Below are 13,445 nucleotides of genomic sequence, written 5' to 3' on the forward strand. Positions count from 1 at the left end.
CTACCGCCAACGCAACATCGCGTTGCATCCAGCGCTGCATCCCGATCACGCAGCCACGCGGATACTGGGTGATCCCCTGCCCCCCGGATTCCCCATGAAGATTGAACTCTCCGGCCGCACCGCGCTGGTCACCGCCTCCACCGCCGGCATCGGCCTGGCCATCGCCCAGGGCTTGGCCACCGCGGGTGCGCGGATCATTCTCAACGGCCGCAGCACCGACAGCGTCGAACGCGCCCGCCAGCGCCTGCTCGACGCTGTTCCGGGTGCCGACGTGGCCGGCGTCGCCGCCGATCTGTCCGATGCGGCCGGTGTCGATATGCTGCTGGCCGGCTTGCCAAAGGTCGACATCCTGGTCAACAACGCCGGCATTTTCGGCCCCGAGGACTTCTTCGAGACCGAAGACGCAACCTGGGAACGCTACTGGCAGACCAACGTGATGTCCGGCGTGCGCCTGTCGCGGGCACTGCTGCCGGCGATGGTCGATGCCGGCTGGGGTCGCGTGCTGTTCATCTCCTCCGAATCGGCACGCAACATTCCGGCCGACATGATCCACTACGGTGTCAGCAAGACCGCGCAGCTGTCGCTGTCGCGCGGCCTGGCCAAGCGAGTGGCCGGCAGCGGCGTCACCGTCAACGCAGTGCTGCCCGGCCCGACCCTGTCCGACGGCTTCGCGGCGATGTTCGAAGATGAACGCCAGCGCAGCGGCAAGCCCCTGGAGCAGATCGGCCGCGAGTTCGTGATGGCACACCGGCCGTCTTCGGTGATCCAGCGCACCGCCACGGTCGAGGAAGTGGCCAACATGGTGGTGTACCTGGCCTCGCCGCAGGCCTCGGCCACCTCGGGTGCGGCACTGCGCGTGGATGGCGGCGTGGTCGACGATATCGTCTGAGACCTTTCAAAGTGTGCGGACCAACGGTCCGCACCCACAGCGGATAGGCAGGAATGCTAGGCTGCGCCGGTCAAGGAGGCTCCATGTCCGGTCACAACCAGTTCGCCCTGCTGCGCCAGCGCCGTTTCCTGCCGTTCTTCGTGGTCCAGGCGCTCGGTGCGTTCAACGACAACGTGTACCGGCAGGCGATCATCAGCATGTTGCTGTTCATGGCCGTGCCGGAAGAAGAACTGGGGCTGTATGCCACGCTGGCGCCGGCCATCTTCATCCTGCCGTATTTCCTGTTCTCAGCGCTGGCCGGGCAGATCGCCGACAAACTGGAAAAATCGCGGCTGATCGTGATCACCACCACCATGGAGATCGTGATCATGTCGCTTGCGGCCACCGGCTTCCTCACCCAGAGCCTGCCGGTGCTGCTGGTCGCCCTGTTCTGCACCGGCATGCAGTCGACCCTGTTCGGCCCGGTGAAGTACTCGGTGCTGCCGTCGGTGCTCAAACCCGAAGAGCTGACCGGTGGCAACGGTCTGGTTGAAATGGGCACCTCGATGTCGATCCTGTCCGGCATGATCGTCGGCGGCCTGGTGTTCACCGTGGCCGGCAGCCACGGTACGGTGGTGGCAGCCTGCGCGATCATCGGCCTGGCGATCTGCGGCAACATCGCCGCCCGCCTGATTCCCAAGGTCGATGCCGGCGATCCCACCCTGAAGATCAACTGGAATCCGTTGCCCGAATCGCTGGCGGTGCTGCGCATGGCACGCCAGCAGAAGGCCGTGCGCAACTCGATCCTGGGCGTGTCCTGGTTCTGGTTCGTCGGCACCGTGCTGACCTCGCAGCTGCCGGCCTATGCGGTGACCAACCTCGGCGGTGAGCCGACCCTGTACATCTTTGCGCTGGCCCTGTTCTCGGTCGGCACCGGCATCGGCTCGCTGCTGTGCGAGAAGCTGTCGGCGCGCACAGTGGAAATCGGCCTGGTGCCGCTGGGTGCATTCGGCATGACCGCGTTCCTGCTCGACCTGTACTTCGCCCGCAGCGGCGAGGCGACGGTGCACGGGCTGACCATCGGCACCTTCCTGCAGCAGCCCGGCAGCATCCGCATCGTCATCGACCTGATCGGTATCGGCCTGTTCACCGGCATCTTCGTGGTGCCACTGTTCGCGCTGATCCAGAGCCGCACGCCGAAGGCGCAGATGTCGCGCGTGTTCGCGGCGCTGAACATCCAGAACTCCGGCTTCATCGTCGGCGCAGCCCTGTTGTCACTGGCCGCGCACAAGCTGCTGCACTGGAGCATCCCGCAGCAGTTCCTGGCGCTGGCCATCGCCAACGCGCTGGTGGCGATCTACATCTTCACCATCGTCCCCGAATTCCTGATGCGCTTCCTCAGCTGGCTGATGGTGCGCACCCTGTACCGGCTGCGCCCACACGGCATCGAGGCCAATGTGCCCGACGAGGGCGCCGCGCTGCTGGTCTGCAACCATGTCAGCTACATGGACGCACTGATCCTGTCGGCGACGATTCCGCGCCCGGTGCGCTTCGTCATGTACTACCGGATCTTCAACATCCCGGTGATGCGCTGGATCTTCCGCACCGCCAAGGCGATCCCGATCGCCGGCGCGCGTGAAGACCCGGCACTGATGCAGCGCGCGTTCGACGAGATCGACGCCGCGCTGGCCGAAGGCGAGCTGGTCTGCATCTTCCCGGAAGGCGCGCTGACCAAGGATGGCGCGATGGCACCGTTCAAGTCCGGCGTCGAGAAGATCCTCGAACGGCGGCCGGTACCGGTGGTGCCGATGGCGCTGCGCGGCATGTGGTCGAGCATGTGGAGCCGGCGCGACAGCCGCCTGGGTCGCATGCGTGTGCCGCGCCGTTTCCGTGCCACCGTCGAGGTTGTAGCGGCAGCGGCCGTGGATGGCCACAGCACCAGCGCCCCGGTACTGGAGGCCCAGGTGCGGGCCCTGCGCGGTGATCACGCCTGACGGAATCGGCCCGCCAGGCGGGTCCGGCAATCTCCCCCGCATACGTCACCGTTCACTGGCGTACGCGACATGTCGTGACTGTAAACGCATACATGCAACGCAGGTTGCGGTAGATTACGCACCCACAGGGGGGAGGTCCGGCCGATTCATCATGGCCGGCCACCAAGGAATGGAGTCTCGCTTTGAATCAACCACCACCGCTCAGCCGTCCGGTCTACATCCCCAACCATCTGGTCTGGGCGATCCTGACGACGCTGTTCTGCTGCCTGCCGTTGGGCGTGGTGTCGATCGTCTATGCCTCCCAGGTCGATGGCCGCCGCGCGGCCGGCGATCTTCCGGGGGCCTACAGTGCGTCGCGCAAGGCGGGCTGGTGGGCGGCGGCTTCGGCCGTGGCCCTGCCGGTCCTGTTGCTGTTGTGGTTCGGGCTGTTCGGCGGCTTGGCCGTACTGGGCGCTCTTTCCGACCAATGATCCACCACCACCACCCATCAAGGAGCTTGAACCCATGAATACTGCTACTCCGCAGGTCCCGAACAACCTGGTCTGGGCGATCCTGACCACCCTGTTCTGCTGCCTGCCGGCCGGCATCGTGTCGATCGTCTACGCCGCCCAGGTCAACGGCAAGCTGGCCGCTGGCGACATCGCCGGCGCCCAGGACTCCGCCGCCAAGGCCAAGAAGTGGGCCATGTGGTCGGCCATCGCCTGGGTTGTGCTGGTCGTGCTGTACGTGCTGTTCTTCGTTGTGCTCGGCGGCATGGGCGCGATGAGCAACGGCAGCTACTGATACGCCTGGACGGATCCGGCGCCAGCGCCGGATCCGTTGTTGCAATGTCCGCGCTTCCCGCTCGCTCCCGACTCGCCCGCTGGGCGCCGCTGCTGGTTTCCGCCGGCCTGGCCGTGGGTGCCACGGTGGTGCTGCGCAACGTCAATCCGTATGTCGCCGGCAATCCCCTGCCGAGCTGCCCGCTGTACGCGCTGACCGGCCTGTACTGCCCGGGCTGTGGCAGCACGCGCTGCCTGTACTCCCTGGTCCATTTCGACCTTCCCGGTGCGATGGCGATGAACCCGCTGCTGGTCATCAGCCTGCCGTTCCTGCTGCTGATGCTGCTGAACATCGCCGGCATCCGCCCGCGTGCGCTCGACCCGCTGATGCGGGTGCTGGCCAATCCCGTGTTCTGGCTCTGGGTGCTGCCCGGATATGCGCTGCTGCGCAACCTGCCGTGGGCACCGTTCACCGCACTGGCACCGATCTAGGTTTCCAGCCAACGGCGCAGCCCCTCGTGGTGGGCGGCGTTTGAAGGTAGAAGCCTTGTGGTTGGCCGGGTGGGTGGGCTGCGCAGGGGGCGCTGCAAGTACGTCCACGTAAGCTCGGTCGCCGCTTGCTCGTGCGCGCAGTCCTGCACGCACGGCAAGGCCAGGGTTGGGCGTCCTGCCCAACCCGCCCGAGGCATGCCTCGGGCCCATGCGGCTCACGCCCCTGCGCAGCCCACCCACCCGGCCACGGACAGTTTCCGTGTGCGTCCACCACGGAAAAGAAAGAGAAGATCAAAAGCGGAAGCGGATCGCTTCGCTCTGCATCCACGCATGGCGTGGATCTACCGTGTCGACCAAGGTCGACACCTACCAACAGCCGCGGGAATCTGTCGGGGGTGGGGCGGTGTGGGGCTGCAGGACCGTTGGCGCCATGGGCCCGAGGCATGCCTCGGGCGGGTTGGGCAGGAGGCCCAACCCCGGTCTTGCCGTGTGCGCAGGACAGCGCACACGAGCAAGGCGCCATCGAGCCCCCAGGGACGGGTTTACGGCGTGTCCTGCAGCCCCACACCTCCCCGCCCAACCCTCAGCAACCCAGAGCCGCTTTGGCTTTGGCTTTGGCCTCTGCAGGTGCAGGGCTGCAAGCCCTGCCAGAACACCTACGTCACCCAGCCTGCAATCACCAGCAGGGCGAGGATCGCCAGCCACAGCAGCAGCATCCGCCACACCAGGCTCATCGCATCACGCAGGTCCGGCAACCGCTGCCACACCGGCAACAGCCCCGCCTCGGTGTAATCGTGCGCATCCTCGCGCAGCTCGGCGTTGACGCTGGCCCGCGCCACTGCGCCGAGGAAACCGATGTCCCCCGTCAGGCGCTCGCCATGGGCCTGCCGCCAGGCCTTCCACGCCGTATCGAAGTTGCCCACCAACGCCATCGAGAATGCCATCAGCTGCGCCACCGGCCACTCGACCCAGCCCAGCAGGCGCTGCGCCAGTGCCAGCGGCTCCACCGGCACGCGGGCGCGCATCGGGCTTTCCGCCATCAACGCCAGCAGCCGGTAACCCAGCGCACCGGCCGGGCCCAGCAGCAGGAACCAGAACAGCACCGCGAACCAGCGCCGCAGCGCGTTGAGCACGGTTGCCTCGACCAGTGACGGCACATCCTCGCGCAGGCTGCCACCGGCCGCCTGCAGGTTGCGTACCGCGGCCTGGCGCGTCGCCGCGTCATCGGCATCGATGATGGCCTCGATATCGCGGTCCAGATCGCGCGGGCCCCAGCACCACGCCAGCACCGCCACGCCCAGCAGCAGCGACGGCAGGCCGAACAGCACCCCACGCAGCAGCCACGCCAGCAGCGCCATCAGCAGCAGCGGCGGCAGCAGCGCCAGCGCCACGCCTGCCGGCCCTTGCCAGGCCTTGCCACCGCGCGCGTCCAACCAGCCCAGCCAGCGCCGGAAGCCGTCGAAACGGCGCAGCGCCGCGGCAGCGGCCGGGGCAACATGGCCCAGGGCCAGTGCCACCAGCACGGCGGCCAGAGTGGTGAACATGGCAGGTCTCCCTACGAAACAGAACGCTCGGCGTCGCTACCTTACCTGTCGCAGCGACGCCCTCAGCGGTGACCCGCACTGTAACCCGGGCCGTGTTCAGGTGGCGGCAATACAGGCGCCACCATCAGCCCCGCTCAGCCCTTCTGCTGCCGGTACCAGTGTTCGATCAGGCCGCGCGAAATCGAGATCGGCGGCGACAGGCGGATGCCCTGGCCATCGTCCTCGACATCGCGGGCCAGCGCCGCGCCGACCTCGTCGGCACTGAACCAGCGCGCGTCTTCCAGCTCGCCGTCCACGGTCGGCAGATCGTCCTGCGCCTGCGCACGGAAGCCGACCATCAGTGCGCCCGGGAACGGCCACGGCTGCGAGCCCAGATACTGGCAGGCGGTCACCCGCACCTTGCTCTCCTCGTGCACTTCGCGCACCACGGTCTGCTCGAAGGTCTCACCCGGTTCAACGAAGCCGGCCAGTACCGAGTAACGACGCGGTGCCCAGTTCGACTGGCGGCCGAGCAGCAGCCGGCCCTGGTTCTCCACCGCCACGATCACGGCAGGATCGACCCGCGGATAGTGCTCGGTGGAACACTGCGCGCAACGGCCGACGAAGCCGCCACGGGCAAACGCCACAGCACCACCGCACACGCCGCAGAAGCGGGTGCGCGAATGCCAGTAGGACATGCCGCGGGCATAGCTGAAGGCGGTCGCATCGGCCATCGACCACAGCAGTGCGGCCTGGCGCAGGTCGAGGCGGCGCGGCGCGGTGACGGTAACGTTGGCGGCTTCGACCGAGAACCAGGCCTGCTCGCCACGCAGGCCGAGGAAGATCGCGGCACCGGGGCCACCGCCGATGTCGGCGCCGCTCAGCGCCAGTGGCTGATCGTCATCGCCAGTGAAGGCGCTGCCGTCCTGATCGAGCACGAGAATGCGCGCGCCCGGCCACAGGCGCGCCAGTGCATCGGCATCTTCGCGCAGGGCATCGGCGCGCTCCAGCGGTTCGCCAACGAAGGCGAAACCGGAAAGCGGCGAAGGAGTATTGGGCATCCGGCAAGCGTGCCGCCAATCGATGCGGGAGGCAAGGTCGGCGCTGTGCGCAATCTGCTGATGTGGGCGTGGAGGCACGGAACATCCACGCATGGCGTGGATCTACCGAGGTGCCAACCCTCGTTGGCACATGCCGGCCACAGGGTTCTTACATGCTGAAGCTGCTGCCGCAGCCGCAGGTGGTCTTCGCGTTCGGGTTGCGGATCACGAACTGGGCACCGGTCAGGCTCTCGGTGTAGTCCACCTCGGCGCCCATCAGGTACTGCAGGCTCAACGGGTCGACCAGCAGGGTCACCCCGCTGGTCTGCACCGCCAGGTCATCCTCGGCACGGTTCTCGTCGAACTCGAACCCGTACTGGAAGCCCGAACAGCCACCGCCTTCGATGTACACGCGCAGGGCCAGGTCGGGGTTGCCCTCTTCCTGGATCAGGGATTTGACCTTGGCGGCCGCCGACTCGGTGAAGTTCAGCGGGCGCTCCAGCGACTGGTAATCGGGCGCGGCAACCGGGGTGGCGCCGGGCAGGGAGACTAGCGTGCTCATGCCGTCAGCATGGGGGTGCCGGTGATGGCTTTCAAGCCATCGCCTCGGCCAGCTTGCGGCGTGCGGCGGTGTCGCCCTTGCCACCATTGGCGTCGTCGCCTTCCGGGGCCGGCAGGGCCGCCATCGGGGCGCTGGCATGGATCAGGCGGCCGTTCAGCTGGGCGCCCGCATTCATCTCCACCACCTGGTAGTGGACGTTGCCATTGACCCGTGCGCTCGGGGTCAGCTCGACCTTCTCGGTGGCGTGCACGTCGCCATCCAGACGGCCACTGATGACCACCACCTGGGCGCGGATCTCGCCCTCGATCACGCCATGCTCGGCGACCGTCAGGGTCGCGCCACTGGCGCCTTCGGCGGCGATCACCTTGCCATGGATGCGACCTTCCACATACAGGCCCCCACTGAATTCCACATCACCACGGATCACCACCTGGTTGCCGATCAGGGCATCCACCACCAGCTGGCCTTCACGGTTGGATTTGCTGCTTCCGAACATCTGCCTACTCCCCTTTGCTGGCCGGCGCACCGGCCTGTTTCCAGTCGAATACCTGGGTGGTACCCCCCGTACCACTCCCCAATGTCACCCGCACGCGTTGCGGGGTGAAGTCAGCCGGCAGCATCACGCTGCCGGTGATCTGCTGGAAGTACCGGAACGAGTAATCCTGTCCCGGCACCTTGCTGCGCTGGTGCAGATCATCCCAGCTGATCGTGGCCAGCTTGCCGTTCTTCACGCCTTCCACCGTGAAACGCATCTGCCCCTGGCTGATGGCGCCGCGGTTGAGGTTCTGGGTCAGCACGGCGGTGTACTGCCAGGTGCCGGCCGCTTCCGGGCTGAACTCGATCGAATGGGTGTTCAGGCCCTTGCGCTGGCTGGTCGAACCCACCAGGCGCTCATAGAAGGCAACGTCGGCACGCAGGCCGGCGATTTCCTCATCGCGCTCGGCCAGCGAGGACTGCACCTCGGTGTTGGCGGCGCGGCTGATGCGGTCGGAGGCTTCCAGCGTGGCCTGCTTCTGGCGCAGTTCGGTCAGCTGCGCCTGCAACGTCTCGGCACGCTTCTCGGCGGCCTGCAGGCGCTGGCCCTGGACATCGCGCGGCGTGGCCATCCAGCAGCCACCCAGCACCGCCAGCACCAGGCTGAGCAGCCAGATGCCGCCGATCACCAGCAGGCGGCGACGGTCGGCCGGCGGTTGCGGCGCGCCGGGCAGGCGGACCTGCACGCGCATGGGAGGACGGTTGGTCATGGGTGGTTTCCGGGGCATCGCGAGGGCGACACCGGTACGGCCCCTGTGGCAAACGACGGGCTAGTGTATGACAGGACGAGTGGGTTTCCTGCGCAGTGGCCGGCCGCGGTCTGTGGCGTTCAGGCACGCCATCGTCGATAGTGTGGCCCCCTGCACAGTTCCGTCGCCGGAGCACCGCCATGACCGAAGCCCACCTGTTCGTGATCGGCATCCTGCTGGCCTGGCTGGCCGGCATCCGCGTCTACCTCACCGTGTTCGGCGTCGGCCTGGCCGGCCTGCTCGGCTGGGTCGACCTGCCGCCGGCCCTGCAGGCCACCGAATCGTGGTGGGTGCTGGGCACGTCCGCAGCGCTGGCAGTGACCGAATTCTTCGCCGACAAGATCCCCGGTGTGGATTCGGTCTGGGACCTGGTGCAGACACTCGCGCGCGTGCCTGCCGGCGCCTTCCTTGCCGCTGCCACGCTGTCGCCGGACGGCCAGCTGGGCACCGGCGCACTTGCCGCCGGCGCCGGTGTGGCGCTGGCCAGCCATGGCCTGAAGGCCGGCACCCGCGCCCTGCTCAATACCTCGCCGGAGCCGGCCAGCAACTGGGTCGCATCCGCCGCCGAAGACACCGTGGTGATCGGCGGCCTCGCCCTGGCCCTGGCACATCCCTGGATCGCGCTGATCGTGGTGCTGGCCTGCAGCCTGGCCGGTGCACTGCTGGTGTGGCTGGTGTGGCGCGCCCTGTGGAAGGGCGTGCGCTGGCTGGCACGCAGCGCATCACCGGACAGTGCGCGGCAACCCGGCACCGGTTGATCGCCGGGCTTGTCGCATAATGGACGCGAACACCAGGAGCACCGATGGCCGCAAACGAATCCCCCGCGGGCGCCCGCCCGGGACGCGCTGAAACCCCTCCGGCCGATCATTGGCAACGCTGGACCGTCGAGACGGTCACCAGCGCTCCGGCAACACCTGTGGCGGTCATGCCGCAGAGCGCCGTTGCCGATGCTCCGTCGATCCACAGCGCACCACCGCCGCTTCCCGGCCCGGCCGTGCTGGCCGAGGCTGGCAACAACGACCAGGCACCGCCGCCGTCCGATTCGCCGTACCGCGTGCTGATCGTCGAGGACGATCGCGCCCAGGCGCTGTTCGCCCAGAGCGTGCTGCACGGTGCCGGCATGCAGGCGATCGTGCACAGCGATGCCGATGGCGCGCTGCAGGCGATCAGGGAACATCGCCCCGACCTGATCCTGATGGACCTGCACCTGCCTGGCCTCGATGGCATGCGCCTGACCGCGCTGATCCGCCAGCAACCCGGCCTGCAGCTGCTGCCGATCGTGTTCCTCAGCGGCGATCCGGACCCGGAGCGCCAGTTCGAAGTGCTCGACAGTGGCGCCGATGACTACCTGAGCAAGCCGATCCGCCCGCGCCACCTGATCGCTGCCGTGGCCAACCGCATCCGTCGCGCACGTGCGCAGGCCGCGACCCTGCCCGGTGCGAGCGGCGCACCGGCCACCAGCAATCCGGAAACGGGGTTGCCGACGCGTCATCACGTGCTGCAGCAGCTTAACGCTGCGCTCGCCCACCGCGACCCGGGCGGCGTGCTGTTCGTCGAAGTGTCCAGTGCGCTGGGGCTGCGCGAGCGCTATGGCTATGCGGCCTTCGAGCGTCTGATGGTGCAGGCCGGGCAGCGCCTGGCGGAAGCCGGTCACCCGCATCTGTTGGCACGCCTGAATGACAACAGCTTCCTGCTGCTCGTACGCAATACCGATGAGGACAGCCTGGAAGGTATCGCTGCGACGCTGCGCGAGCAGTTGTCGGCGCGCGCCTTCGTGATCCGCGACGATGAATCCGTGCACCTGCGCGGCGTGGTCGGCTACGCGCCGCTGTCGTCCGGCTTCGAGGATGCCAACAGTGCGCTGGAGGCCGTCGAACGCACCACCCTGCAGGCGCGCCTGCTCAGCGCCGGCGTGGCTGGCCACGTGCATCGCGACGTGATCAGCGAACAGGAGCACCTGGCGCTGCTGGAAGGCCAACTTGAGCTGGCCTATCAGCCGATCGTGGCTGTCGCCGGTGGCAACACCGCGCAGTACCAGCTGCTGCTGCGCCTGCGCCAGGCCGATGGCACGGTGCTGGCAGCCGGCCAGGTGATCCCGGCCGCGGAAGCCGCCGGGCGCATCGCCGACCTCGACCAGCAGGTGATGGATCACGCGCTGGGCCTGCTGGACCTGTACCGGCACGCAACGCAACCGCTGAACCTGTTCGTCTCGCAGTCGCTGCGCACCCTGCAGCGCGATGCGTTCGCCGACTGGCTGCTGGAATCGCTGCAGCAACGCGACCTGCCCGGCAGCGCACTGGTGATCGACGTGCGCCTGCCCGACGCGCTGATCCACACCGTGCCGCTGCAGCAGTTCTGCCAGCGCATGGCCGGGGCCGGCGTGCGCTTCTGCCTGAGCCAGTTCGAGCCCAGCGGCGAGGCCGATGCACTGCTGACCCAGCTGCCGCTGTCGTTCGTGCGCATGGCCGCGCGCTTCTCCAGCAGCCACTCCAATCCGGCCACGCGCGAAGAACTGCGCAAGGCGATTGAACGCGCACACGCCACCGGTCAGCAGATCATCGGCCAGCAGATCGAGGACCCGCAGGCTGCGGCCGCGATGTGGGTCGGCGGAGTCGATTACATCCAGGGCAACATGGTGCAGTCGGCCGGCAGCGACCTGAACTTCGACTTCCACAACGCGGTGCTCTGACGTGCCGCTGTGGGGCGTGCTGCTGGTTGCCCTTGCTGCGGCCGTCGCACTGCTGCTGTTGGGCCTGCGCCTGCGCGCGCGCAACCGGGCACTGGCCCAGCTGCAGCGCGAGCGCAGCCTGCTGGCCGCCGAGCGCGACCAGCTGCGCCACACCACTGAACGCCAGGGCCAGCTGGAGCAGCAGCTGCTGCAGGCCAAGCAGGCCGCCGAAGCGGCGGTGCTGGCCAAGGGCGAATTCCTGGCCACGATGAGCCACGAGATCCGCACGCCGCTCAACGGCATCCTGCCGATGCTGGAACTGATCGCGCGCGGGCCGCTGGGCGAGGACCAGCGGCAGATGCTGGCCACTGCTTCGGCCAGCTCGCAGCAGCTGCTGCGCATCGTCGACGACATTCTCGACTACTCACGGCTGGAAGCGCAGGCACTTGAGCTGGAGATCACCAGCTTCAACCTGCGTGATCTGCTCGATGGTGTCGTGCAGCTGATGCAGCGCGCGGCCGACTCCAAGGGCCTGTCGCTGGGCCTGCAGCTGGATCCCTCCGTGCGCCTGCCGGTGCGCGGCGACCCGGTGCGCCTGCGCCAGGTGCTGAGCAACCTGCTGGCCAACGCAATCAAGTTCACCGCGCGCGGCCAGGTACAGCTGCGCGTGCAGCGGCTGGGCGAAGGTCCTGCACAGCACCAGCTGCGCTTCGAGATCATCGATACCGGCATCGGCATCGATGCGGCCCTGCAGGCTCGCCTGTTCCAGTCCTTCAGCCAGGCCGACGCCTCCACCACGCGCATCTACGGTGGCACCGGCCTGGGCCTGGCCATCTGCAAGCGCATCATCGACCTGATGCACGGGCACATCGGCGTGCAGTCCACGCCGGGCCAGGGGGCGACGTTCTGGTTCGAGATCCCGCTGCTGAAAGTACCCGGCGACCTGCCTGCGATGGCGCGCGCCCCCGCAGCGCTACTGTTGTTCAGCGCCGATGCAACGCTGCAGGCGCGCATCGAGCGCATCGCCGCCCACCATGGGCTGCAGGTGCAGGTGCTGGCACAGCTGGATGCCGTGGTCGAGCGCCTGCGCGCTCCCGCGCGGCCCGGACAACCAGCACCGGCATGGCTGATTGTCGATTCCCGCACCCGCCGTAACGGCGAGGTCACGCTGCAGCAAGCGCTGGCCGAGCGCGGCGACGATGATGCACTGCAGGTGCTGTGGCTGCAGGAAGACACGCCTGCACAACGCCCGCGCCAACGCCAGCTGCTCCCGCATTTCGATGATGCAGCCCTGCATGCACTACTAGCGGCGCCTGCCACGCCTGCCCGCCCTGCCGCCCTGCTGGCCAATGCCGAAGACGGCTTGCCAACACCGACGCTGCCGCCACTGCACCTGCGCGTGCTGCTGGTGGAAGACAACACGGTCAACCGGATGGTGGCCGAGCATCTGCTGCGCGTGTTCCAGTGCGAGGTGCGCAACGCCGCCGACGGCGAGCAGGCACTGGCCGCCCTGCGCGAGGGCGGCGTGGACGTGGTGCTGATGGATTGCCAGATGCCGGTGCTGGACGGCTACGCCGCCACGCGCCGCTGGCGTGCGGAAGAAACGGAAACAGGGCGCTCGCGGTTGCCGATCATCGCGATGACGGCCAACGCCATGGCCGGTGACCGCGAACGCTGCCTGCAGGCCGGCATGGACGATTACCTGTCCAAGCCGATCGCACGCGCCACCTTGCATGCGCTGTTGAGGCGCTGGGGGGGCGGTAGAGCTGCATCACCTGCACGGCCTTCTGTAGAGCCGAGCCATGCTCGGCTGACGGCCAATAGCAGTCGCGCTCCATCAGCCGAGCATGGCTCGGCTCTACAAGACGATGACAGCCGAGTCGGCTCCAAGCCACAGCCGGTGCTGGACCGTGATGTGCTGGACGAACTGCACGCGGTGATCGGCGATACCGCCCTCCAGATCGTCTCGGTGTTCCTGGAGGATGCGCCGGCGATGGTGCAGCAGCTGCAGCAGGCCGCGCAGAGCAGCGACGAGCCGCGACTGCAGGCAATCGCCCACAGCCTTAAATCATCGAGTGCGAACGTGGGGGCGTTGTCGCTGTCGGCAATCGCGCAGCGGATCGAGCACGAAGCCCGTAGTGGCAGCCTGCAGCGCCCCGCGGTGGCGGTGGCGCTGCTGGTTGCCGAATTCGCCCGGGCGCGCGTGGCACTGACGGGCTACCTGGCACAGCATCGCGCCGGCCAGGCCGGCTGA

At 67.9% G+C, this 13,445-nt stretch carries 13 protein-coding genes; 8 read left to right on the forward strand and 5 right to left on the reverse strand.

Features of this window, described 5'->3' with window-relative positions; translation table 11 throughout:
• The first annotated feature begins 94 nt into the window (after positions 1–94).
• From SriyCCGPB3_RS19575 to SriyCCGPB3_RS19595, 5 genes are all read left to right on the forward strand, one after another.
• Positions 95–889 carry an SDR family NAD(P)-dependent oxidoreductase gene (locus tag SriyCCGPB3_RS19575; protein ID WP_350259647.1) on the forward strand — a complete coding sequence of 265 codons (795 nt, stop codon included), beginning with the start codon at positions 95–97 and terminating at the stop codon, positions 887–889.
• A gap of 83 nt (positions 890–972) precedes the next feature.
• The gene (locus SriyCCGPB3_RS19580) at positions 973–2,862 is read left to right on the forward strand and encodes an MFS transporter (RefSeq protein WP_350259648.1); all 1,890 of its coding nucleotides are present in this window, start codon (positions 973–975) and stop codon (positions 2,860–2,862) included.
• A gap of 182 nt (positions 2,863–3,044) precedes the next feature.
• Entirely contained in the window at positions 3,045–3,332 is a 288-nt protein-coding gene (locus SriyCCGPB3_RS19585; protein ID WP_110713959.1) for a CD225/dispanin family protein, read from the forward strand.
• A 34-nt stretch (positions 3,333–3,366) separates the two neighbouring features.
• The gene (locus SriyCCGPB3_RS19590) at positions 3,367–3,645 is read left to right on the forward strand and encodes a CD225/dispanin family protein (RefSeq protein WP_110713960.1); all 279 of its coding nucleotides are present in this window, start codon (positions 3,367–3,369) and stop codon (positions 3,643–3,645) included.
• 44 nt (positions 3,646–3,689) lie between these two features.
• Positions 3,690–4,115, forward strand: coding sequence for a DUF2752 domain-containing protein (locus SriyCCGPB3_RS19595; protein ID WP_088027581.1), 426 nt, complete (start codon positions 3,690–3,692; stop codon positions 4,113–4,115).
• A gap of 656 nt (positions 4,116–4,771) precedes the next feature.
• On the opposite strand, the gene ampE is transcribed toward SriyCCGPB3_RS19595, so the two are convergent.
• The 5 genes from ampE to SriyCCGPB3_RS19620 form a co-directional block, all read right to left on the reverse strand.
• Entirely contained in the window at positions 4,772–5,659 is an 888-nt protein-coding gene (gene ampE, locus SriyCCGPB3_RS19600) for a regulatory signaling modulator protein AmpE (RefSeq protein WP_110713961.1), read from the reverse strand.
• A gap of 134 nt (positions 5,660–5,793) precedes the next feature.
• Positions 5,794–6,699, reverse strand: coding sequence for an NAD(+) diphosphatase (gene nudC / locus SriyCCGPB3_RS19605; protein ID WP_180854040.1), 906 nt, complete (start codon positions 6,697–6,699; stop codon positions 5,794–5,796).
• A gap of 148 nt (positions 6,700–6,847) precedes the next feature.
• Complete coding sequence (gene erpA, locus SriyCCGPB3_RS19610; RefSeq protein WP_005419789.1) at positions 6,848–7,240, reverse strand: iron-sulfur cluster insertion protein ErpA; 393 nt, start codon at positions 7,238–7,240, stop codon at positions 6,848–6,850.
• Positions 7,241–7,271: 31 nt separating this feature from the next.
• Positions 7,272–7,736: a bactofilin family protein gene (locus tag SriyCCGPB3_RS19615; protein WP_099554096.1), complete on the reverse strand. Its 465-nt coding sequence runs from the start codon at positions 7,734–7,736 to the stop codon at positions 7,272–7,274.
• 4 nt (positions 7,737–7,740) lie between these two features.
• On the reverse strand, positions 7,741–8,484 hold the full coding sequence (locus tag SriyCCGPB3_RS19620; RefSeq protein ID WP_350259649.1) for a DUF6776 family protein: 744 nt from the start codon (positions 8,482–8,484) through the stop codon (positions 7,741–7,743).
• Between the two features lie 179 nt (positions 8,485–8,663).
• On the opposite strand from SriyCCGPB3_RS19620, the gene SriyCCGPB3_RS19625 reads away from it, so the two are divergent.
• From SriyCCGPB3_RS19625 to SriyCCGPB3_RS19635, 3 genes are read left to right on the forward strand one after another with little or no spacing between them, the layout of a single operon-like run.
• On the forward strand, positions 8,664–9,281 hold the full coding sequence (locus tag SriyCCGPB3_RS19625; protein ID WP_110713963.1) for a DUF4126 domain-containing protein: 618 nt from the start codon (positions 8,664–8,666) through the stop codon (positions 9,279–9,281).
• 44 nt (positions 9,282–9,325) lie between these two features.
• Complete coding sequence (locus tag SriyCCGPB3_RS19630; RefSeq protein ID WP_110713964.1) at positions 9,326–11,212, forward strand: EAL domain-containing protein; 1,887 nt, start codon at positions 9,326–9,328, stop codon at positions 11,210–11,212.
• Position 11,213: 1 nt separating this feature from the next.
• Positions 11,214–13,445, forward strand: coding sequence for a hybrid sensor histidine kinase/response regulator (locus SriyCCGPB3_RS19635; protein ID WP_350259650.1), 2,232 nt, complete (start codon positions 11,214–11,216; stop codon positions 13,443–13,445).

The organism is Stenotrophomonas riyadhensis (assembly GCF_040256885.1).
GTDB classification, from domain to species: domain Bacteria; phylum Pseudomonadota; class Gammaproteobacteria; order Xanthomonadales; family Xanthomonadaceae; genus Stenotrophomonas; species Stenotrophomonas riyadhensis.